The 22,325-nt window shown below is 64.9% G+C and carries 18 protein-coding genes and 1 pseudogene; 5 read left to right on the forward strand and 14 right to left on the reverse strand.

Annotation, left to right across the window (positions count from 1 at the left end):
- Positions 1-47 precede the first annotated feature (47 nt).
- The 6 genes from TO66_RS02315 to TO66_RS02340 are packed head-to-tail and all read right to left on the reverse strand — an operon-like array spanning position 48 to position 4,275.
- A complete protein-coding gene (locus TO66_RS02315; RefSeq protein ID WP_044460801.1) occupies positions 48-1,727 on the reverse strand; it encodes an AMP-binding protein in 1,680 nt (559 codons plus the stop codon).
- The gene (locus tag TO66_RS02320) at positions 1,724-2,269 is read right to left on the reverse strand and encodes a membrane protein (protein WP_044460802.1); all 546 of its coding nucleotides are present in this window, start codon (positions 2,267-2,269) and stop codon (positions 1,724-1,726) included. The genes TO66_RS02315 and TO66_RS02320 overlap by 4 nt, the downstream gene beginning before the upstream one ends.
- On the reverse strand, positions 2,266-2,520 hold the full coding sequence (locus tag TO66_RS02325; RefSeq protein ID WP_007926835.1) for an acyl carrier protein: 255 nt from the start codon (positions 2,518-2,520) through the stop codon (positions 2,266-2,268). Before TO66_RS02325 ends, TO66_RS02320 begins: the two co-directional genes overlap by 4 nt.
- 9 nt (positions 2,521-2,529) lie before the next feature.
- Positions 2,530-2,790, reverse strand: a complete 261-nt coding sequence (locus TO66_RS02330) for a phosphopantetheine-binding protein (RefSeq protein ID WP_044460803.1) — start codon at positions 2,788-2,790, stop codon at positions 2,530-2,532.
- Positions 2,765-3,580, reverse strand: a complete 816-nt coding sequence (locus TO66_RS02335; protein WP_044460804.1) for a 1-acyl-sn-glycerol-3-phosphate acyltransferase — start codon at positions 3,578-3,580, stop codon at positions 2,765-2,767. The genes TO66_RS02330 and TO66_RS02335 overlap by 26 nt, the downstream gene beginning before the upstream one ends.
- A complete protein-coding gene (locus TO66_RS02340) occupies positions 3,556-4,275 on the reverse strand; it encodes a beta-ketoacyl synthase chain length factor (RefSeq protein WP_044460805.1) in 720 nt (239 codons plus the stop codon). Before TO66_RS02340 ends, TO66_RS02335 begins: the two co-directional genes overlap by 25 nt.
- 340 nt (positions 4,276-4,615) lie before the next feature.
- On the opposite strand from TO66_RS02340, the gene TO66_RS02345 reads away from it, so the two are divergent.
- Positions 4,616-5,386 (forward strand): ParA family protein, encoded by a 771-nt coding sequence (locus TO66_RS02345; RefSeq protein WP_044460806.1) that lies wholly within the window; start codon positions 4,616-4,618, stop codon positions 5,384-5,386.
- Between the two features lie 114 nt (positions 5,387-5,500).
- Here the strand turns inward: TO66_RS02345 and trxC are convergent, their stop codons facing one another.
- On the reverse strand, positions 5,501-5,935 hold the full coding sequence (trxC, locus tag TO66_RS02350; protein WP_044460807.1) for a thioredoxin TrxC: 435 nt from the start codon (positions 5,933-5,935) through the stop codon (positions 5,501-5,503).
- A gap of 230 nt (positions 5,936-6,165) precedes the next feature.
- Here trxC and TO66_RS02355 point away from each other — a divergent pair, with 230 nt between their 5' ends.
- Positions 6,166-6,462 (forward strand): type II toxin-antitoxin system HigB family toxin, encoded by a 297-nt coding sequence (locus tag TO66_RS02355; RefSeq protein ID WP_044460808.1) that lies wholly within the window; start codon positions 6,166-6,168, stop codon positions 6,460-6,462.
- The gene (locus TO66_RS02360; protein WP_044460809.1) at positions 6,459-6,860 is read left to right on the forward strand and encodes a type II toxin-antitoxin system HigA family antitoxin; all 402 of its coding nucleotides are present in this window, start codon (positions 6,459-6,461) and stop codon (positions 6,858-6,860) included. Before TO66_RS02355 ends, TO66_RS02360 begins: the two co-directional genes overlap by 4 nt.
- A 3-nt stretch (positions 6,861-6,863) precedes the next feature.
- Here the strand turns inward: TO66_RS02360 and selO are convergent, their stop codons facing one another.
- From selO to TO66_RS34215, 5 genes and pseudogenes are all read right to left on the reverse strand, one after another.
- Positions 6,864-8,327: a protein adenylyltransferase SelO gene (gene selO, locus TO66_RS02365; RefSeq protein ID WP_044460810.1), complete on the reverse strand. Its 1,464-nt coding sequence runs from the start codon at positions 8,325-8,327 to the stop codon at positions 6,864-6,866.
- A 48-nt stretch (positions 8,328-8,375) separates the two neighbouring features.
- A complete protein-coding gene (gene mscK, locus TO66_RS02370) occupies positions 8,376-11,726 on the reverse strand; it encodes a mechanosensitive channel MscK (RefSeq protein WP_044460811.1) in 3,351 nt (1,116 codons plus the stop codon).
- Positions 11,727-11,760: 34 nt separating this feature from the next.
- Positions 11,761-13,503, reverse strand: coding sequence for a potassium/proton antiporter (locus tag TO66_RS02375; protein ID WP_044460812.1), 1,743 nt, complete (start codon positions 13,501-13,503; stop codon positions 11,761-11,763).
- A 192-nt stretch (positions 13,504-13,695) separates the two neighbouring features.
- Entirely contained in the window at positions 13,696-14,568 is an 873-nt protein-coding gene (locus TO66_RS34210; protein ID WP_409077178.1) for a methyl-accepting chemotaxis protein, read from the reverse strand.
- Positions 14,551-15,351, reverse strand: a pseudogene (locus tag TO66_RS34215) (MCP four helix bundle domain-containing protein); the annotation flags it as partial. The pseudogene TO66_RS34215 and the gene TO66_RS34210, both read right to left, overlap by 18 nt.
- Positions 15,352-15,603: 252 nt before the next feature.
- Here TO66_RS34215 and TO66_RS02385 point away from each other — a divergent pair.
- Positions 15,604-15,834 (forward strand): hypothetical protein, encoded by a 231-nt coding sequence (locus tag TO66_RS02385; protein ID WP_044460814.1) that lies wholly within the window; start codon positions 15,604-15,606, stop codon positions 15,832-15,834.
- On the forward strand, positions 15,831-16,133 hold the full coding sequence (locus TO66_RS02390; protein WP_009041856.1) for a cell division protein ZapA: 303 nt from the start codon (positions 15,831-15,833) through the stop codon (positions 16,131-16,133). Before TO66_RS02385 ends, TO66_RS02390 begins: the two co-directional genes overlap by 4 nt.
- A 102-nt stretch (positions 16,134-16,235) precedes the next feature.
- On the opposite strand, the gene TO66_RS02395 is transcribed toward TO66_RS02390, so the two are convergent.
- Together TO66_RS02395 and putA are read right to left on the reverse strand one after the other, a co-directional pair.
- A complete protein-coding gene (locus tag TO66_RS02395; protein WP_044460815.1) occupies positions 16,236-18,038 on the reverse strand; it encodes an acyl-CoA dehydrogenase in 1,803 nt (600 codons plus the stop codon).
- Positions 18,039-18,366: 328 nt separating this feature from the next.
- On the reverse strand, positions 18,367-22,320 hold the full coding sequence (gene putA / locus TO66_RS02400; RefSeq protein WP_044460816.1) for a trifunctional transcriptional regulator/proline dehydrogenase/L-glutamate gamma-semialdehyde dehydrogenase: 3,954 nt from the start codon (positions 22,318-22,320) through the stop codon (positions 18,367-18,369).
- Positions 22,321-22,325: the final 5 nt, after the last annotated feature.

A 22,325-nucleotide genomic window follows, 5' to 3' on the forward strand; every position in this document is an offset into this window, starting at 1 on the left:
TGCCGCGAGCCAGCTCGCTGCTACAGGAGCTGCCGGGCGCCAATAACTTATCCACAGGCGCTCTCCAGCAGGATGCGGCCGCTGGAGCAGGCGGCGGTGTCGTTGCGATAGGCGAAGTACAGCTTGCCGCGCTCGGTATCGAAACGCAGGTGCAGTTGCACCTGGTCGCCGGGCCTTACCAGCTGCTGGAACTTCAGCACTTCCATGCCGGCGAAACGGCCTGGCAGATCGAGCAACTGCTGGCCCAGCGCCAGGGCCCAGTCCACCTGCACCACCCCCGGCAGTACCGGCGCCTGGGGGAAGTGACCGCTGAAACAAGCCAGGTCCGGCGGGATCGCCAATTGCAGGCTCCACTCGCCATCGGCTTCGAGCTGTTCCAGCACCTCGGGCGCCCGTGGGCGCGGGGCCAGCAACAAGGCCTCGACCTCGGCCTGGGGCAGCTTGCCCTGGCTATTCAGCGGCAGTTGGCGCAGCAGCCGCCAGCGGCGTGGCAGCGCCAGGGCTTCGCAATGCTGGCCCAGGTGCTGGCGCAAGGTTTGGGTCAACGCCCGCCGTCCCTGGTTGCGCAAGGCGTGCAGGCCCGGTTCGCTGAGCACCAGCAGCACGCCGAGGGAGGCGCGGTTTTCCCGGACCACGCCCAGGCGAGCCTCGGCGACCCAGGCATGGGCGCCCAGGGCTTGCTCCAGCATCGGCAGGGAAATGCGTTTTTCTTCCAGCTTGACGATCCGGTCCAGGCGCCCGAGCAGCTCGAAGCGCCCGTCGGCGGCGATACGCGCGGCATCGGCGGTGTGTTCGACATGCCCGGCCGGCAAGTAGGGCGAAGCGATCAGCAGGGCGCCGTCGCTGTCCTGGCTCAGTTCGACCCCGGCGAAGGCCTGCCACAGGCTGTCGCCCTGGCGCCAGGCGATGCCGCCGGTTTCCGAGCTGCCGAGGATTTCCGTCGGCCACTGGCCCAGGCGCTGCTGCAGCAGCCGAGCGGCCTCGGCGGGCAGTGCGCCACCGGAGGAAAACACACGGCGCACCGGGCTCAGGGCCGGCCAGTCGAGGTTGTCGCCCATGCGCTTGAGCAGGGCCGGGCTGGCGACCCAGGCAAAGGCCGGGTGTTCGCGGCTGGCACGTTGCAGGTCTTCCGGGAACGGCAGTTGCCGGCGGACGAACGCGCGGCCGGCGCACAGCGGCCAGAGCACGCGGAACAGCAGGCCGTAGATGTGTTGGGTGGCGACGCTGCCGATGATGCAGGCCTGCCCCAGCCCGGCGCCCCACAGCTGTTCCAGGGCCTCGACTTCATTGGCCAGCTGGCGCAGGGATTTATCGATGCGCTTGGGTTCGCCGCTGGAGCCGGAGGTGCACAGGCTCAGGCGGCAAGCGTCGAGATCGAGCTCGGCGGCGGGCAGCGGTGGCAGGTCGAGCTCGCTCAGGCGGGTGTCGCCCGGCTGGTCGGTCAGCCACAGATCGACCTGCGGCGCCCAGCGTTGCCGGGTCTGCGGTTGCAGGTCGGCAGGCAGCAGCACCTCGACCCCGGCGAGCCAGGCGCCGAGCAGGGCGACAGCCAGCTCGGCGGCGTCTTCCAGGTGCAGGGCCAGGCGCTCCACGCCCCTGGCTCGCAAGCCCGCGGCCAGGCTCAGGGCCTGGTGCCGCAGGGTCGGGTGATCGAGTGCCGGTGCGACCGCGACGGTCCGCTCCGGCAGCGACTTGAGCAGCAGTTGCTCAAGTTTTATCCAATTCATGCGCGGCCTCGTACGCGTTGTCGTAACAGCCATTCAATGGCAAACAGCAAACCCATCAGCCCGTAGGCGATCAGGCCGTTGTACAACGTCCACCAGCTCAGCGGCGCCCACAGGGTCAGGGCCGCGGCGAGCAATCCGTTACAGAGGAAAAACACACTCCAGGCGATCGTCACCTGGCGGGTGTAGCGAATCGCCTTTTCCGGCAGGTCGGGCTCGCCCAGGCGCGCCAGGCGCTCGGCCACCGGCGGGCCGTACTTCAGGCTCAGGCCGAACAGCGCGAGCATGAAGCCGCTGATCAGTACCGGGTACCAGCGCAACAGCGACGGGCTGTCGAACAGCGCCAGCAGCCCGCAGAAGGCCAGGGCGCCAGCGGCCATCCACAGGCTGCCGGGACGCCGTTCGCCGGTCAGGGCCCGGGCCAGCCACAGGCCGCCGAGCAACAGGCCGAACTGCCACGGAGCGAAATGCTCCATGCCGAAATACACCGCAAAGGGATACAACAGGCCCGCCAGCAGCAGGCCAAGGCCGATCAGACGGCTCATGCGGCCGGCTGGACCAGGCGATAGACCGCTTCGACCACGTCGTTGACGGTGCGCACCGACTTGAATTCCTCGGCGGCGATTTTCTTGCCGGTCTTGCGCTTGATGTGGTCGATCAGGTCGACGGCGTCGATGCTGTCGATTTCCAGGTCCTGGTACAGGTTGGATTCCAGGCTCACGCGTTCCGGTTCCAGTTCGAAGAGTTCCACCAGGGCATCACGCAGGGTGTTGAAGATGTCGTCGCGAGTTTGCATGGTCCGGTCTCAAGCTGCCTGTTTTGCAATGACGAAGGCCGCGAGGCTCGCCACGTTGGAGAAGTGGTTGCGGGTGTCCTTGGCGTCGGCGTCGATCTTGATGCCGTAGCGTTTCTGGATCGCCAGGCCCAGTTCCAGGGCGTCGACCGAGTCCAGGCCCAGGCCTTCACCGAACAGCGTCTGCTCGTCGCCGATGTCGTGCACGCTGATGTCTTCGAGGCCCAGGGCATCGATGATCAACATTTTAATTTCCTGGTGCAGATCGCTCATCTTCGGCGAGCTCCTTAATGAAGTAGTGATGCAAGTGATCGTTGAGCTTGCGCGAAGCCTGCGGCGCAGGGCCTTGGGCGGCGAAGGCGCACGGGTCTATATCGGCCCCGACGCGAAAACTGAAGTGCACGCGGCGCAGGGGGATGCGATACCAGGGTTCGGCCTTGGTCAGGGTGGTCGGGCTGACCTTGATGACCACCGGGGTGATGATTCTCGCACCGCGCAGGGCGATTGCCGCGCCCCCCCGATGAAAGGCCGGCGCCCGGCCCGGCGGGGTGCGCGTGCCTTCGGGGAAGATCACCAGGGTCTGGCCGCCGCGCAGGGCTTCGCTGGCGGTATCGAGCATATCCATGCTGCCGTCGTTGCTGATGTATTCGGCTTCGCGCACCGGGCCACGGGTGAACGGGTTCTGCCACAGGCTCTGCTTGACCACGCAGTTGGCGTTGCGCACCAGGCCGATGAGGAACACCACGTCGATCAGCGACGGGTGGTTGGCGATGATCATTTGCCCCGGGCGGCCGAGCCGTTCCGCGCCAGTGACTTCATAGGTCAGTACGCCGCTGCGGGCCATGAAGCGGATGAACAGCCAGAACAGCCGGCCAATGGTGCGGCGCGCACGCTGGCGGTGCGCCTCGGCGGTGCCGGGCAGGCAGGCCAGCAGGGGGAACACCACCAGGCGCAGGCACAGGCCGCCCAGGCCGAACAGGGCGAAGCTCGCCGCGGTGGCGAACAGGCGCCAGTAATAGGCGTCGCGGGGCTTTGAGGTTACGGGTTGCGTTGCCAGTTCCATACACGGTTCTTCCAGGCATGTTGGCAAGAAGTCTGCTCGCCGAGCAGGGTACGCAAGAGATTCAGGGCATGGGGCCAGCCGGCGTGGGGTATTTGCTCGGTGGTGGTGTCGAGCGTCAGTTGCCACTGCTGGCCGGGGGTCAGCAGCAGGCCCAGCGCATAGGGGAAGGGCACATCGTCGATCCAGGTGGCGTAGGCGGCGGGCGGTTGCTCTTCGGCAATTACCAGCAACACGGCCGGCGTCCCTTCCGTGAGCAGCGCCGCGGCTTCCAGCATGCCGTGTTCGAGGCCGTCGCCAGCAGCGGCGAGTGCGGTCATTTCGCTGGTTTCGCCACGCATGATCGACCACAGGCCGATCACCGCGTTGTGCACCGAGAGGCTGAACTGAGTCGGGGACAGGGGCTGGTCGGCCGCCAGGTCGCTGAGGATGTCGAAGGTCCGTGGCGTTTCGCCGTGCCGGGAAACAAAGACTAGCGGCAGCTGTTCCAGGCCTTCGGCCAGCGGCCAGCCCACGCTGAACGCCATGCGTGCCAGACGGCTGAGGCGACGGCGCTGCATGGCCGGCAAAAATGACACGTCGGGGGCGGCATCGCTGCTCTCGAGCGCGATCGGCTGTCGGCTCCAGGCCTGCCAATCGTCCACGCTTTCGAGCCCAGGGGCCCACGCGCGCCATTGGGCGATGTTGAAATTGATCACTTGAAGTTCATCCCGCCCCTGCGGGCTACCTTGACGTGTCAGACGTTGAGGTCGTGACGCTCTCGACAGGGAAATACAGCCGAGTGGCGCGCATTATCCCGGTGTGACTGGCTTGTAGCAAACACTGGTTACGTTTTGCTCAGTGGAAATGACAAATTCTGACAGGTGAAAGATGTCTTTTTGCCATTATCGGGCGGAATGGGTCGCAGCCGCACGAATGTCGGCAAGCAGGCTGCCTTGGCCGGCGTGAAGGCGGGCCCACAGTCTGCGATCGGCAAGGTAGCGAAGCAGCGCTGCTGGCTACTACACTCGGGGTTCTTTGAGGCAGGGAGGTTTTGACATGCGGCGCGTGGTGTTCAATCAGAAAGGGGGTGTCGGCAAGTCCAGCATTGCCTGCAACCTGGCAGCCGTGAGCGCCAGCGAAGGGTATCGCACCCTGTTGGTGGACCTGGATGCCCAGGCCAACTCCACTCAATACCTCACCGGGTTGACCGGTAGCGATATCCCGATGGGGATCGCCGACTTCTTCAAGCAGACGTTATCGTCCGGGCCGTTCTCGAAGAAGAACCAGGTCGATATCTACGAAACGCCTTTCGACAACCTGCATGTGGTGACGGCCACCGCGGAACTGGCGGACTTGCAGCCCAAGCTCGAGGCGAAGCACAAGATCAACAAGCTGCGCAAACTGCTGGACGAGCTGTCCGAGGATTACGACCGGATCTACCTGGATACCCCGCCGGCCCTGAACTTCTACGCGGTTTCAGCGCTGATCGCCGCCGATCGGGTATTGATTCCCTTCGACTGCGACAGCTTCTCGCGCCAGGCGCTGTACGGCCTGTTGGCGGAGATCGAGGAACTGAAGGACGACCACAATGAGGAATTGCAGGTCGAAGGCATCGTGGTCAATCAGTTCCAGGCCCGGGCCAGCCTGCCGCAGCAGATGCTCGACGAGCTGATCGCCGAAGGCCTGCCGGTGTTGCCGGTGTACCTGGCCAGTTCGGTGCGCATGCGCGAATCCCACCAGGCCAGCCTGCCGCTGATCCATCTCGACCCCCGGCACAAGCTGACCCAGCAGTTCGTCGACCTGCACAACCTGCTGGAAAACGCCTGATCCCTGTTTTGTAGGAGCGGGGCTTGCCCGCGATAGCGATCTGACAACCGGCAACGATGTTGAATGTCAGGCCCCATCGCGGGCAAGCCTCGCTCCTACAGGTCCAGGCGACCTTCAGATCCCCTGGCTGCGCAGCCAGGCCATCAACTGCGGGAGCGGGAAGGCACCGCTCTGGCGCGCCACTTCCTTGCCGTTCTTGAACAGGATCAGGCTGGGAATCGAACGGATACCCAACTGCGCCGACAATTGCGGGTTGGCCTCGCTGTCGAGCTTGGCCAGGCGGCACTTGCCCGCCAGCTGCGCGGCGGCCTGCTGGAAAACCGGGGCGAAGGACTTGCACGGCCCGCACCAATCCGCCCAGACATCCACCAGCAGAGGCAGGTCGCCCTTGATCTGGCTGGCGTAGTCGCCTTGTTTCAGCTCGAACGGCTGGTTCAGCAACACCTGGCCCTTGCAGCGCCCGCACTTGGGCTGGTCGCCGAGGCGCTCGGCGGGGATGCGGTTCAAGCCGTTGCAATGGGGGCAGGGGATCAGCAGGGGATCGGACATGGGGGCTCCAGAAGGGTAATAGGCGTTATCTGGAGTTTGATGCCGGGTTTATCAAGCGCGTGGCGGCCTTGTCGCATTCTTTCATACATCTTTGGGCGGTGTGGCCGCGGGCGAATCTAGGCTGAAACGGAGCCATGGGTTTGCGCCGTTGGTCTGTTCGCGCGCATAGCAGCTTGCTATGGAGCGCCGTCAACACTACCGTCTATAGCAATATGCGATAGGGACATTGCATGCATATCATCACTGCCAAACGAATCTGGGAGGCCAAGGAGCGTTGGGCGCAATCGGCCAGTGCGCTGGATACCTGGTACAGAAAAATCAAAGGCCTCAACCCGTCCGACTTTGCAGCCATCAAGGCAGTGTTTCCAGCCACGGACAAAGTGGGGGCGTTTCATGTTTTCGATGTTGGCGGCAACAAGTTACGCATCATCGCCCTGGTGCGTTATGAGGTACGACGGCTCTATATCAGGCACGTACTGGACCATCATGAATACGACAAGGGCAGGTGGAAGGAGGAAACCATATGAACGTTGTGGTGAGGCAGGCGGCGGAGCATTGGCATTTCGTGGCGCCGTTGCTGCGCAAACCCAAGACCGAGGCCGATTACGATGAATTGGTCCGGGCGCTGGATGAGCTGCTGGATCTCATGGGAGAGGACGAGAATCATCCGGTGACTTCACTGGTGGACATCATCGGTGACTGGATCGAAGCCTATGACGAAGAGCATCGGCCTATGCCAGTGGCCAGCGGGGTCGATGTGTTGCGCTCGTTCATGCGCGAACACGGCCTGACCCAGAGCGACTTGCCCGGCGTGGGCGCGCAGTCGGTGGTCTCGGAGATTCTCAGCGGCAAGCGCCAGCTCAACCTGCGGCAGATCCGCTGGCTGGCCGAGCGCTTCAAGGTCTCGGTGGAAACCTTTATCTGAGCCTCAGGACGAGCAACTGATTTCCAGGTGCTTGCCCCAATCGGGCGGTCGCTGGGCGTAGCCGTCCATGCCGGGCTGCTGTTCGAACGGTTTGCTCAGCACCGCGTGCAGGCGGCGCACCTCGGAGTAGTCCCCCTGCTCGGCGGCGGTGATGGCGTTCTGCGCCAGATAATTGCGCAGGATGTACAGCGGGTTGACCGCATGCATGCGGGCGCGGCGCCGTTCTTCGTCTGCGTCCTGTTCGCGGGCGACACGGGCCTGATACAGCTCGGCCCAGGCATCGAAACCCTGGCGGTCGACGAAGTCGTCGCGCAAGCGGGCCACGGCCAGTGCCGCCGGCTCATCCCCCAGGCGGCGGAAGAACAGGCTGTAATCCACGCCGCTGCCCTGCATCAGTTGCAGCAGGCGCTCCACCAGTTCCTGGTCCTGATCTTCGGCGCTGGTCAGGCCGAGGCGGCGGCGCATCAGGTCCAGGTAGTGGGCCTGGAACAGCGGCAGGAACAGGCCCAGGGTTTCGCGCAGGGCCTCGACGCTGATGAACGGCGTCAGTGCCTGCGCCAGGGCGCTGAGGTTCCATTGGCCGATCGGCACCTGGTTGCTGAACGAGTAGCGGCCCTGGTCGTCGGAATGGTTGCAGATGAAGTTCGCGTCGAAATCGTCGAGGAAGGCGAACGGCCCGAAGTCGAACGTCAGGCCGAGGAGCGACATGTTGTCGGTGTTCATCACCCCATGGCAGAAACCGTAGGCCTGCCATTTGGCGATGAGCTCGGCGTTGCGTTCGACGATCTCGCGGAACATCGCCAGGTAAGGTTCCGGCTGCTCCAGGCACTGGGGAAAGTGCAGGGCCAGTACATGCTCGCCCAGCTGCTTCTGCTGTTCGGGACGCTTGGTGTAGTAGAAGTATTCGAAGTGGCCGAAGCGGATATGGCTGGGCGCCATGCGCAGCAGCATCGCCGCGCGCTCCTGTTTCTCGCGCCACACCGGGGTGTCGGAGCCGATCACGCACAGCGCCCGGGTGGTGGGAATGCCCAGGGCATGCAGCGCCTCGGAGGCGAGGAACTCGCGGATCGACGAGCGCAATACGGCGCGGCCGTCGCCCATGCGTGAGTAAGGCGTCTGGCCGGCGCCCTTGAGATGCAGGTCCCAGTGCTCGCCGGCGGCGTTGTACACCTCGCCCAGCAGCAGCCCGCGACCGTCGCCCAACTGAGGGTTGTAGGAACCGAATTGATGTCCGGAATAAACCATCGCCCGAGGTTCCGCCTCGGCCCACAGCTTGTGCCCGCCAAACAGCTCGGCGAATACCGGGCTTTCGGCGACTTCGGGATCCAGGTCCAGCAGCGCCATGGCCGCCGGGCTGGCCACCACCAGGCGCGGGTGGTCGATCGGCTCGGGCAGCACGTGGGTTGAGAACGCGTCGCCCAGGCGGGCGAAGCGATTGTCGAAGGTCAGTTCGTCGAGGGCTTTCAACGGCCATCTCCAGCAGAATGTCCGAGCATTCTGCTAGGGATAGCGCCCTTAGTCGAGCTTGGCGGGTGGCGGTTCCTGCAGCGGTTTGCCCTCGGGCGCCGGGACGATGGTCTTCGCCTCGGGCTCGATGGGCACCATCTTGTATTCCTGGCCGTGGAGGTTTTTCAGGTAGACCTCCATCTGGCGGAACGAGATGTTGATGTGCTGTTTCTTGAACTCGCGGTTGATGAAGCGGTTGACCTCGTCGATCACCGGGTTGCGATCGCCCAGCTCGCGCACGTGCATGCGCAGTTCATGGTCGAGGGTGCTTTCGCCGAAGTTGAGGAAGTACACATGCGGCTCGGGTTCCTTCAGCACCCGCGGATTCTCGCGGGCAGCCTTGAGCAGCAGTTCCTTGACCAGGTCCAGGTCGGAGCCGTAGTCGACGCCGAGCTTGAGGGTCACCCGGGTGATGGTGTCGGTCAGCGACCAGTTGATCAGTTGCCCGGTGATGAAGGTCTGGTTCGGGACAATGATGTCCTTGCGGTCGAAGTCGGTGATGGTGGTGGCGCGGATGCGGATCTTGCTCACCGTGCCCGACAGCGCGCCGATGGTGATGGTGTCGCCGATCCGTACCGGACGCTCGAACAGGATGATGATGCCGGAGATGAAGTTGGCGAAGATCGCCTGCATGCCGAAGCCCAGGCCCACCGACAGCGCCGCCACCAGCCATTGCAGCTTGTCCCAGCTGACGCCCAGGGTCGACAGTGTGGAGACGAAGCCGACGCCGGCGATCACATAGGACAGCAGGGTGGTGGTCGCGTAGGCGCTGCCCTGGGCCAGGTTCAGCTTGGACAGCACCAGCACTTCGAGCAGGCCGGGGAGGTTGCGCGCCAGGGCGAACGTGATGCCGACGATGATCAGCGCGCCGAGCATGTCGCCGATGCTGATGGGCACCATGCTCATGTTGGCGCCGGTGCCGCTGGTGTATTCGTAGAGGGTGACGTTGTCCAGGTAGGAGAAGACCGTGATCAGGTCCGACCAGGCCCAGTACAGCGCGGCGATGAACCCGCCCAGCAGGGCCAGGCGGATCAGGCGCAGGGACTGTTCGTTGACCTTCTCGATGTCCATGGTCGGCTCTTCGACCACCGCTTCGCCGTCCCCGGACTCCCGGGCGGCCTGGCGCTTGCTCAAGGCGCGCTGGTAGGCCAGGCGCCGCGCGGCCACGGCCAGGCCGCGGACGAAGGTGGCCTCGATCACCAGCCAGAGCATCAGCAGGTACAGGGTATTGATCAGACGGTCGCTGAGTTTCAGCGCGGTGTAGTAGTAGCCGAAGCACACGGCGACGAACAGGGCGATCGGCAGGACGGTGAACACCACCGCCACCGCCTTGCGGAACAGCGAGGCGTTCTCGTGCGTCGGGCTGCTCAGCAGCAGCCGGCTGAGCAGCCAGGTCATCAGCGCGTAGCAGGTCAGCACCACGCCGATGCCGAGCACGTCGTCGGCCAGTGCCGCCGGCTGATGCTCGGCGACGGCGACCACGGCCACCAGGGCCATGACCACCAGCCCGAGGCGGCGCACCCAGCCCTGGAGGAACTCGACCTGGGGCTTTTCCCAGCGGAAATGCAGTTCCGCCACGCCGCCCGGGGCGAGGGTGCGGTAGGCGGTATAGAACACCAGCCAGGCCTGGGCCATCTGCAACAGCGCCGCGCCGAGGTTGGCGTTCTGCCCGCGGGCGTCGATCTGTAGGGCCAGGCCGCACAGCGCCAGGCCCAGGGCGACCGGCAGCGCCAGGAGGATATTGATCAGGATCGCCTGCGGCGTGTGCCACTGGCTGTCGCGCTTGAAGTGGCCGATGTCCTGGTGGACCTTGTTCAGGCGCAAGTACAGGCTCTTGCGTCGCCACAGCAGGGCCGCGATCAGCAACAGCAGCGGCAGGAACAGCAGCGGTCGTTGCGCCAGGCCGTCGGCCAGCTCGCTGAGGCTTGAGGACCAGGGCAGGGTGACCACCTGCTTTTCCAGGCGCAGCGGTACGGTCTGCAGCCATTCGAGGTCCAGCGGCTTGTTGCTGGGGATCCAGAACATCTGTTCGTCGAGGGTCGCGCGCAGGCTCTGCGAAGTGCTCAGCAGTTGTTTCTGGTTGAGCTGCAGGGTGATGGATTCGTTGAGTAGCGCGCTCAGTTCGCGGCTCAGGCGTTCCAGCAGGTCGGCGCGGGTGACGGCCAGGTCCAGCAGGGTCTTGCGCAGCTGCGGCGTGACTTGTTCGGACGGCTGCGAAGCCAGCAGGTTATCGACATAGCTGCTGGGGCTGGTGATCAGCTCGCGTTGCTGGTTGACCTCGAACTGGTACAGGCGGATGTCGGCGATCTGGTCGGCCAGGTCGCGGTCGAGGCGCAGGTGCGGCAGCGCCTGCTTCTGCTTGTAGAGGATCTTCGACAGCAGCAGGCTGCCCTTGAGCACGTTGATCTGCTCGTCCAGTGCGGCATCGCTCTGGGTCACGCTGTCGAGCTGCTGCTTGGTCTGCAGGTTCTGCTGGGTCACCTCGTTGAGGCGGTCGGTGCTCTTGAGCAGGTAGTCGGAGAGCTTCAGGTTGGCTGCGCTTTCGGTGGCCAAAAGGCTGCTGCTTCCGGCCTTCTGCGCTTCGATGGATTGCTGGGTGACCGTCTCCTGGGACTGGGCCAGGCGCTTCTGGTTGATCAGGGTCTGCAGGTCCTGGATTTCCTGTTCCAGGCGAGCGGTCTTTTCCATCAGCAGGTCATGCTGGCTGTTGCCCAGGTCCTGCAACTGGCTGTTGCCGGCCAGTTCCTGGCGGCGCAGCGGGATCAGCGCATTGATCGCCGCCAGCTCGGCGTTGAGCTGGTTGCGCTGGTCGGCGGTGATGGGCTTGCCGGCGTCCTTGCCGATCTTGAGGATCGTGTTGATCTGCTGGGTGCGGGTCTGGCTGCTGCTGATCTCGGCCTGGGCGCGCTCGGGGCGGGTCTGCGCGGTAATGGCCAGGCTATTGGCCTCGGCCAGCGCCTTCTGCAAATCGCCCTGCTGGGTGGTGCGCTCGGTCAGCAACTGTTCGAGTTGCGACACCGGCAGGTTGGCGTAGCGCTGGGCCACGGGCACCACCTTGGTGGCTTTGAGGCGGGCCAGTTCGCGCTGGTTCTCGCCGGTCTGGCGCGGCGCGTTGCTCAACTGCTGCTTGAGATCGCTCAGGCGCTGCTCGTAATCCTGCTTGTTCGACAGCTGCGTGAGGGTCTGTTGCAGCACCGCCTGGAGGGCCTTCTGATCGGCTTCCGGCAGCTTGCGCTCGGCAATTTTATCCAGGCTCTGCTGGACGGACTCGGCGCTGGGCGGTTCGGCCGCTTGCAATGGGCCGACAGAAAGGCTCAAGCCCAGCAGGGCTGTAGCGAAAAGGGTACGCAGGGTTGGCATAGAGACCGGTCGAGCTGGATGAGAAGTAGGCAGTTTAGAGGAAGAGTCCGGGGCCCGGGCGACTTCCTTCGGGGAATCTGACGCCCACTTTGCTGATCTTGTTCCCGTCCATCACGGCGATGGTCCAGATGGTGTTGTTCCATTCCACCTGGTCGCCGACCACGGGCGCGCCACCGACTTTCTGGGTGATGAAGCGGCCCAGCGGCATGTCCGGATCGACCCCTTCGAGCTGGAGCCCGTACAGCGCCGAGACCGCGCCCAGCTGGGCGTCGCCTTCGAGCACGAAGTCGCCGAAGAAGCGCAGGTCCAGGCCTCGTTGCGGGGCCTGGCTGAAGAGTTTTCCGAGGGCCGGGAGGTTGTGTTCATGGCCGATCACACACAGCAGATCGTCGGCTTCCAGCACGGTACTACCCGACGGATGGAGCAGTTGCTGGCCGCGAAACAGGGCCGCGATCCGGGTGCCTTCGGGCATTTTCAGCTCGCGCAGCGCCGCGCCGATGCACCATTTCTCCGCGCCGAGGCGGTAGACGAACAGCTCCCATTCGCTGGTGACATGCACTTCCAGGGCGGCGCGGGAGATCGGTGCCGGCTCCGGCGGCACCGTGACCTTCAGCAGCTTGGCGATCCACGGCAGGCTGGTGCCCTGCACCAGCAGCGACACCAGCACGATGAAGAAGGCCAGGTTGAAATACAGCTGGGCGTCGGGCAGCCCGGCCATCAGCGGGAACACCGCGAGGATGATCGGCACCGCGCCCCGCAGGCCGACCCAGGAAATGAAGGCCTTCTCGCGGCCATGGAACGCCTTGAACGGCAACAGGCCGACCATCACCGACAGCGGGCGGGCGAACAGGATCATCCACAGCGCCAGGCCCAGGGCGGGCAGGGCGATGGGCAGCAGGTCGTGGGGCGTGACCAGCAGGCCGAGCACCAGGAACATGCCGATCTGCGACAGCCAGGCCATGCCATCGAGCATGTGCAGGATGCCGTGGCGGCTGCGCACCGGCCGGTTGCCGATCACCAGGCCGCACAGGTACACCGCGAGGAAGCCGCTGCCGTGCAGGGCGTTGGTCAGGGCGAAGACCAGCAGGCCGCCGGCGATCACCAGGATCGGGTACAGGCCGGTGGCCAGGTTGATGCGGTTGACCAGTTGCAGCATCAGCCAGCCGCCACCGAGACCGATCAGGCCACCGATGCCGAACTCGCGCAGCAGATGCCCCAGCAGGCTCCAGTGCAAGCCGGTCTGGCCGCTGGCAATCATGTCGATCAGGGTCACGGTGAGGAACACCGCCATCGGGTCGTTGCTGCCCGACTCGATCTCCAGGCTGGCGGTGACCCGTTCGTTCAGGCCCTTGCCGCCGAGCAGCGAGAACACCGCCGCGGCGTCGGTGGAGCCGACGATGGCACCGATCAGCAGGCCCTGGATCAGGTTCAGGTCGAACAGCCAGGCGGCCGCCATGCCGGTCAGGCCGGTGGTAATCATCACGCCGACGGTGGCCAGCGACAGGGCCGGCCACAGGGCCACGCGGAAACTCGAGACGCGGGTGCGCAGGCCGCCGTCGAGGAGGATCACCGCGAGCGCGAGGTTGCCCACCAGGTAGGCGGTCGGGTAGTTGTTGAAAATGATGCCGCCGCCGTCGACGCCAGCGGCCATGCCCACGGCCAGGATGATCACCAGGATCGGGATACCGAGGCGGGACGAAAGGGAACTCACCAGAATGCTCGCACCTACCAGCAACGCGCCGATCAAGAACAGGCTGTTGATGGTCGTCGCATTCAAAGGCAGTACTCCAGAGGCGGAAAGGCGGGCGCAAACTGACCATGCAGTCTGCGTGCCAGCGATTCTAACCTGCTGAAATACGATGCTGTCAAAGAGCTTTTGCGCCTGTTTGCAGGCGGCAGGAAACCGTCGCCTGGCGCCGGCCCCCGATGCTGTTTCTCGAAGGGCGGCGCAGGCGACGGTCAGGGGGTATTACAGGGAGAAGCGGGCCACCATGCCGTTCAGGTCCACGGCCAGGCGCGACAGCTCGTGGCTGGCGTCGCTGGTCTGGTTGGCGCCCGTGGCCGATTGCACCGACAGGTCGCGGATGTTCACCAGGTTGCGGTCGACTTCGCGGGCCACCAGGGCCTGCTCTTCGGCGGCACTGGCGATCACCAGGTTGCGCTCGTTGATTTCGTGCACGGCGTCGTTGATGGTGTCCAGGGCTTCGCCGGCGCCGCGGGCGACGCTCAGGGTCGAGCCGGCGCGCTCGGTGCTGGTGCGCATCGACTCGACGGCGTGTTCGGTGCCGCTCTGGATGCTGCCGATCATCCGTTCGATCTCGCTGGTGGACTGCTGGGTGCGATGGGCCAGCGCCCGGACTTCATCGGCGACCACCGCGAAGCCGCGGCCGGCATCGCCAGCCCGCGCCGCTTCTATCGCGGCGTTCAAGGCCAGCAGGTTGGTCTGGTCGGCCAAGCCACGGATCACGTCCAGCACCTTGCCGATATCGCGCGACTCCTCGGCCAGTTCGCTGATCCTGTTCGCCGAGCTCTGCACTTCTTCGCTCATCAGCTCTATGGCGTTGACGGTCTTGCGCACCAGGTCGCGGCCTTCGCTGGCCGATTGCGTGGCGTTGCTCGAAGACTCGGCAGTGCTCACGGCGTTGCGCGCGACTTCTTCGACGGCGCAGGTCATTTCGTTGACGGCGGTGGCCGCCTGTTCGATTTCATTGTTTTGCTGGGTCAGGCCGCGGGCGCTTTCGTCGGTGACGCTGTTCAGCTCTTCCGCGGCGGAGGCCAGCTGGCCGGCGGAGCCGGAAATATGCATCAGGGTCTGGCGCAGTTTTTCCTGCATGGTCGCCATGGCTTGCAGCAAGCGCCCGGGTTCGTCGCGACCGTCGACTTCGACGGCCTGGGTGAGGTCGCCTTCGGCGATGTATTCCGCGGCGTGCAGGGCGTTGGCGATAGGCACCGTGATGCTGCGGGTCAGCAGCCAGGCGAACACCACGGTCAGGGTGGTGGACAGGATCAGCAGGGCGATCACCAGATTGGAAGCGGAGGCGTATTCCTCGGCGGCCTGGGCGTTGGCGTCGTTGGAGCGCTGGCTGTTGATCTGTACCAGCTGGTTGAGAACCTTGTTGATCTGCCGCGAGTTGGCCATCAGTTCGTTGTTCAACAGTTGTTGCAGCTCATCGAGCTGGTTGTTGCGCGACAGCGCCTTCGCCCGCTCTTCGAGCTGGCGGTATTCGGCCAGCAGCGAGAGGAAGTGCTCGTAGGCTTCGCTTTCTTCCGGGCTGCTGACCAGCTTTTCATAGGTCTCGCGGGTTTTCTCGACCGCCTGGTTGCCCTGTGCGAGCGACTCGCGGGTCTTGGCCTGCACCTCCGGCCCGCGGTTGACCACCAGGCGATAGGACAGCACCTGCAACCGCAGCATCTGTTGCGTGAACTCGTCGATGCTCTGGATGCTAGGCATGTTGTCGGTGGTGATAGTGGTGGTCGCTGCGCGGATCTTGCTCATCTGGTTCAGGGCAAAGATGCCCAGGAACAGCATCAGGCAGCCGATGAAGGCGAAACCGAGGAAGGCCCTCGGGGCGATGTTCATGTTGCGAAGAGACATGGTCGGGGACCTCGGGAATGCGCAATCCATGCCGCGTGGGTTGATAGGCTCCCCTGACCTATCGCGCGGAAAAATGGATTCTTGAAGCGTGGGCGCAAGTTTCAGAAAGATCTGATGGGCGACGAAATGCCAGGAACCAGATGGACGAATGGCAGTCTCTTGATGCTCGCAGGCAAGGTCGTCCCCCCAGGCTGTTCGCGGCGTTGCGCCGGGATAAGCCTGGCATCCGGGGTGACTTTTCTTTATCGTACGCGCCCTTTGAAAAATGCTCGGAAAATCAAAATGTTGGAAGCATCCCTAAGCCAATTGGAACAGCTTGTCAGTGATCTGGTGCAACAGAACCAGGCCCTGTCGGGTATGAACGAAACCCTGAAGGCGGAACTGGCCCAGGCCAAGGATGAGAACGAAAGCCTGCAACTGAGCCTGATGGAACAGGAAGAGAAGCAAGGCGCTACCGTGGCTCGTATCCAGGCTCTGGTGGAACGCGTCAGCGCCGGCCCTGTCAGCGCATGAGGCAGGGTGCCGACGGAGTCAAGGTCGTCTCGATTCTTGGCGAGGATTACTCGATCAAGGCACCGGCCGGGGAAGAGCAGACCCTGCTGGATGCCGCATTGATGTTGAAGGCCACGCTGGCCGAAACCAAGAAAAAATACCCGACGTTGATCGGTGACCGCCTGCTGGTGCTGGCGGCGATGAACCTGTGTTCCCAGCAGTTGGAAATGCAGAAGCGCCATCAGCAGGAACTCGACCGTTATCAAGAGCAAGTCAGCGCCACGGTCGAGGTGATCTCCAAGACCATCAGCCAGAACTGATCGGTCAGCTCGCAACCGCCTGCGGTTGTGGCAGCGGCTTCGCCATCGCGAGCCATCGAGCGTCGGCCGGCGTTCGATGGCTCGCGATGTCGTTTCAGCGCTTCAGAACCAGGCGTCCTGCATGCCCAGGCAGGTATCGTCCCGCGCTTCCAGTAACGCCAGTTCGTGATGGCAGGCCGGTACTTCCCAGGTCAGGAAGTAGCGCGCGGCCTGCAGCTTGCCCTGGTAGAAACCCAGGTCCGCCGCGTTGCCCTTGTCCAGGCCCTCCTGCGCGCGGATGGCCTGCTCCAGCCAGCGCCAGCCGATCACCGCATGACCGAAGACCTTCAGGTACAACGCCGAGTTGGCCAGGCTGCTGCCGACCTTGCCCTGGGCGAGGTCGGTGAGCAGGCCGATGGTCACCTCCTGCAGGTGCGCCACCAGTTTTTCCAGGGGTTGGCGCAGCGCCTCAAGGGATGCGTGGGCCCGGGCCCGCTCGTTGGTCGTGGCGATCAGGCGGATCAGTTGCTTGAGGCCCGCGCCGCCGTTCTGCGCCAGCTTGCGCCCCAAGAGGTCCAGCGACTGGATGCCATGGGTGCCTTCGTGGATCGGGTTCAGGCGGTTGTCGCGGTAATACTGCTCCACCGGGTATTCGCGGGTGTAGCCGTGGCCGCCGAGGATCTGGATCGCCAACTCGTTGGCCTTCAGGCAGAACTCCGAGGGCCAGGACTTGACGATGGGGGTCAGCAGGTCCAGCAGTTCGTGGGCCTGCTGGCGTTCTTGCACGGTGCCCAGGGTGGTGGTGTCGTCGAACAGCCGCGAGGCGTACAGGCCCAGGTCGAAGGCGCCTTCGACATAGGCCTTCTGGGTCAGCAGCATGCGCCTGACGTCGGCGTGCTGGATGATCGGCACCGGCGCGGTCTGCGGGTCCTTGCTGTCCGGCAGGCGGCCTTGCGGGCGTTCGCGGGCGTATTCCAGGGAGTACAGGTAGCCGGCATAGCCGAGCATCACCGCGCCCATGCCGACACCGATCCGCGCCTCGTTCATCATCTGGAACATGTAGCTCAGGCCGGCGTGGGGCTTACCTACCAGATAGCCCACGCACTCGCCGTTATCGCCGAAGTTCAACGCGGTGGAGGTGGTGCCGCGATAGCCCATCTTGTGGAACAGGCCGGCCAGGAGCACGTCGTTGCGCTGGCCCAGGGAGCCGTCGGCCTCGACCAGGAACTTGGGCACGATGAACAGCGAGATGCCCTTCACCCCGGGCGGTGCGTCCGGCAGCTTGGCCAGCACCATGTGCACGATGTTCTGGGCCAGCGGGTGGTCGCCGCCGGAGATGAAGATCTTGTTGCCCTTGATGCGATAGGTACCGTCGCTGGCCGGTTCGGCGCGGGTGCGGATATCCGCCAGCGAGGAGCCGGCGTGGGGTTCGGTCAGGGCCATGGTGCCGAAGAAGCGGCCGTCGATCATCGGTTGCAGGAAGCGCTGTTTCTGTTCCTCGCTGCCGAAGCTCTCGATCAGGTTGGCCGCGCCCATGGTCAGGAAGGGGTAGGCGGAACTGCCGACGTTGGCTGCCTGGAAATGGGCGAAGCAGGCCTGGGACAACAGCGTCGGCAACTGCATGCCGCCGGCCTCGAAGCTGCGCGTGGCGTTGAGGAAACCGGCTTCGAGAAAGGCGTCGACCGCGGGTTTGACTTCGGGGATCAGGGTCGCCTGGCCGTTCTCGTAACGCGGCTCGTTTTCGTCGCCCTTGCGGTTGTGCGGGGCGAAGAACTTCTCGGCGATGCTGCGCGCGGTGCCCAGGGCGGCGTCGAAGGTCTCGCGGTTGTGTTCGGCGAACCGCTCGCGCTGGGTCAGGCCCTCGGCATCGAGGACTTCATACAGCTCGAAAGCCAGATTGCGGGAACTGAGCAGCGTCTCGGACATGGCGGCCTACCTGTTTTATCGGGAATGCGGCGAGTCTAGTCCGGCGAATAAATGCCGGATAGCAAGATTGATGGAAGTGATAAAGGCGCCAAACAGTGGTGGCTACACCGAGCCGTAGCCGCTGCCGAGCGCCAGCGAGGCTGCGATCGACCGCGCAGCGGGCGCCAAGCCAGGCAACTCCATCGATCAGGCATACCGCGTCGTCTGGTTTTACAGGGCTCTGCCCCGATCGCAGCCTCGCCAAGGCTCGGCAGCGGCTACAGGGCAGTGTCGGGCATGAAAAAGGGCGCCGGTAAGGGCGCCCTTTTTCATTTCGCTGACTACCGGCTTAGCCGATGGTCATCAGGCTGGCGTTGCCGCCGGCCGCCGCGGTGTTGACGCTCAAGGCGCGCTCGATCACCAGGCGTTCCAGGGCGATCGCGGTTTCGCCTTGCGACAAGCCGTGCACGCCGACGATGACGCCGGCACGCTTGGCCACTTGCTGGCAGACCGCGCGCAGCTGGTCGGAATCGCCGTGATGCAGGACCGCATCGAACACCACTTCGTCCTTGGTCCAGTCCGCCACGCGCTGGATGCGCGCCTGGACTTCCTTCGGCAGGCGGGCGTAGAGCGCCTTGCCCGGCTCGCCTTCCGGCCATACCGCCGAACCGCCCACGGCCAGCACGGCCGCCAGTTGGCTCAGCAGGTCGCCTTCGACTTCCGCCAGGCACAGCACGTGTTCGCGCGGCAGGATGGTGTAGCTGTTGCGCTCGCCGGTCGGGCCGGCCAGCACGCGGCTGACACCGCTTTGCGACTGCGCCGCGAACTGCACGCAGAGCGCGCCGAGGTCGGCCAGCTGGTTGCTCTCGGCCCAGGCCTGCAAGGCGCCAAGCGGCTTGCTCAGGGCGTCACGCAGGCGTACATCCGGGGCGCTCAGCGCATCGCCGCGAGCGAAGGATTGCGCGATGGCATCGGTCGGACGGGTCGACAACAGGCGGTACAGGTACAGCGGGCCGCCGGCTTTCGGACCAGTGCCCGACAGGCCTTCGCCGCCGAACGGCTGCACGCCGACCACGGCACCGACGATGTTGCGGTTGACGTAGACGTTACCGGCGTTGACGTTGTCGATCACCTTGGCGATGGTCTCGTCGATGCGGGTGTGCACGCCCAGGGTCAGGCCATAGCCGGAGGCGTTGATCTGCGCGATCAGTTGGTCGATGTCCTTGCGCTTGTAGCGCACCACGTGCAGCACCGGGCCGAAGATCTCGCGTTGCAGCTCGTCGAAGCTTTCCAGCTCGATCAGGGTCGGCATCACGAAGGTGCCGCGCTGGATCTCCTCGCTGTCGGCGATCGCCATCTGATACACCGTGCGGCCTTTGTCGCGCATGGCCTGGATGTGTTTCTCGATGCCGGCCTTGGCCTCGGCGTCGATCACCGGGCCGATGTCCACGCACAGGCGCTCCGGGTTGCCCAGGCGGCTCTCGGCCATGGCGCCCTTGAGCATTTCGATCACGCGGTCGGCGGAGTCTTCCTGCAGGCACAGCACGCGCAGGGCCGAGCAACGCTGGCCGGCGCTGTCGAAGGCCGAGGAGACGACGTCGATCACCACTTGTTCGGTGAGCGCGGAAGAGTCGACGATCATCGCGTTCTGGCCGCCGGTCTCGGCGATCAGCGGAATCGGCCGGCCCTGGGCATCCAGGCGGCCGGCGACGTTGCGTTGCAGCAGGCGGGCGACTTCGGTGGAGCCGGTGAACATCACGCCCTTGACCCGATCGTCGCCGACCAGGCGCGCACCGACGGTTTCGCCACGGCCCGGCAGCAGCTGCAGCACGCCTTCGGGAATCCCGGCTTCAAGCATCAGGCGCACGGCTTGCGCGGCGACCAGTGGGGTCTGTTCGGCCGGCTTGGCCAGCACCGGGTTACCGGCGGCCAGCGCGGCGGCGACCTGGCCGCTGAAGATCGCCAGCGGGAAGTTCCACGGGCTGATGCAGACCACCGGGCCCAGCGGACGGTGCGCGTCGTTGCTGAAATCGTTGCGCGCCTGCACCGCGTAGTAGCGCAGGAAGTCCACGGCCTCGCGCACTTCGGCGATGGCGTTGGCGTAGGTCTTGCCGGCTTCGCGGGCCAGCAGGCCCATCAGCGGCTGGATCTCGCCTTCCATCAGGTCGGCGGCGCGCTCGAGGATCGCGGCACGCTCGGCCGGCGGGGTGGCCTGCCAGATCGGTGCGGCGTTCAGCGCGCACTGGATGGCGTTGTCGACGTCTTCGACTGTGGCTTCCTGGACGTGGCCGACCACATCGCGATGATCGGATGGGTTCAGCACCGGCGCCGGGGTTTCGCTGCTGGAGGCGCAACCGAGCATCGGCGCAGCCTTCCAGTCGTTGTGGGCGGTGGCCAGCAGGGCGCAGGACAGCGACGCCAGGCGGTGTTCGTTGGCCATGTCGATGCCGGCGGAGTTGGCGCGCTCGCTGCCGTACAGGTCACGCGGCAATGGAATGCGCGGGTGCGGCAGGCCGAAGCCGCCTTCCAGGGTCGCCATCTGCTCGATCTGGCTGACCGGGTCGGCCACCAGTTCCTGGATGGAGATCGACTGGTCGGCGATGCGGTTGACGAACGAGGTATTGGCGCCGTTTTCCAGCAGGCGACGGACCAGGTAGGCCAGCAGGGTTTCATGAGTGCCGACCGGCGCATACACGCGGCACGGACGGTTCAGCTTGCCGTCGGCGACCTTGCCCACCACTTGTTCGTACAGCGGTTCGCCCATGCCGTGCAGGCACTGGAACTCGTACTGGCCCGGGTAATAGTTCTGACCGGCGATGTGGTAGATGGCCGACAGGGTGTGAGCGTTGTGCGTGGCGAACTGCGGATAGATGACTTCCGGCACCGACAGCAGTTTGCGGGCGCAGGCGATGTAGGAAACGTCGGTGTACACCTTGCGGGTGTAGACCGGATAGCCTTCCAGGCCCTCGACCTGGGCGCGCTTGATCTCGCTGTCCCAGTAGGCGCCCTTCACCAGGCGGATCATCAGGCGGTGACGGCTGCGGCGTGCCAGGTCGATCACGTAGTCGATCACGTACGGGCAACGCTTCTGGTAAGCCTGGATCACGAAGCCGATACCGTTCCAGCCGGTCAGCTGTGGCTCGAAGCACAGGCGCTCGAGCAGGTCCAGCGACAGCTCCAGGCGGTCGGCTTCCTCGGCGTCGATGTTCAGGCCGATGTCGTATTGCTTGGCCAGCAGTGTCAGCGACAGCAGGCGCGGGTACAGCTCGTCCATCACGCGCTCGTACTGGGCGCGGCTGTAGCGCGGGTGCAGGGCCGAGAGCTTGATCGAGATGCCCGGGCCTTCATAGATGCCGCGGCCGTGGGACGCCTTGCCGATCGAATGGATGGCTTGCTCATAGGACGCCAGGTACTTTTGCGCGTCGTGTTCGGTCAGGGCGGCCTCACCGAGCATGTCGTAGGAATAACGGAAGCCCTTGGCTTCGAACTTGCTGGCGTTGGCCAGGGCTTCGGCGATGGTTTCGCCGGTGACGAACTGCTCGCCCATCAGGCGCATGGCCATGTCGACGCCCTTGCGGATCATCGGTTCGCCGCTCTTGCCGATGATGCGGCTCAGGGACGAGGTCAGGCCCGCTTCGTTATGGGTCGACACCAGCTTGCCGGTCAGCAGCAGGCCCCAGGTAGCGGCGTTGACGAACAGCGACGGGCTGTTGCCCAGGTGCGGCTGCCAGTTGCCGGTGCTGATCTTGTCGCGGATCAGAGCGTCGCGGGTGCCCTTGTCCGGAATCCGCAGCAGGGCTTCGGCCAGGCACATCAGCGCCACGCCTTCCTGGGACGACAGGGAGAATTCCTGCAGCAGGCCCTGGACGATACCGGCGCGGCCGCCGGCGCTCTTCTGGTTGCGCAGCTTTTCGGCGATGGTCGCGGCCAGCTTGTTGGTGGCTTCGGCGGTGGCGGCCGGCAGGCGCGCCTGCTCCAGCAGCATCGGCACCACTTCCGGTTCCGGGCGGCGGTAGGCGGCGGTGATCGAGGCGCGCAGCACCGATTGCGGCAGGATGCTTTCGGCGAATTCGAGGAAGCACTGGTGGGCGTGGTCGGTCTGCACTTCGCCAGCGTCGTCGCCGTCGGCGCGGGTCGCACCGCTGAGCTCGGTCAGGGTTGCACCACCCTCGAGTTTTTCCAGGTAATTGAAAATCGCCTGCTTGATCAGCCAGTGCGGCGTGCGATCAATCGAGGTCGCGGCAGCCTTCAGGCGTTCGCGGGTCGGGTCGTCGAGTTTGACCCCAAGGGTGGTGGTAGCCATATTTT

This window comes from Pseudomonas sp. MRSN 12121 (genome assembly GCF_000931465.1).
GTDB lineage: Bacteria > Pseudomonadota > Gammaproteobacteria > Pseudomonadales > Pseudomonadaceae > Aquipseudomonas.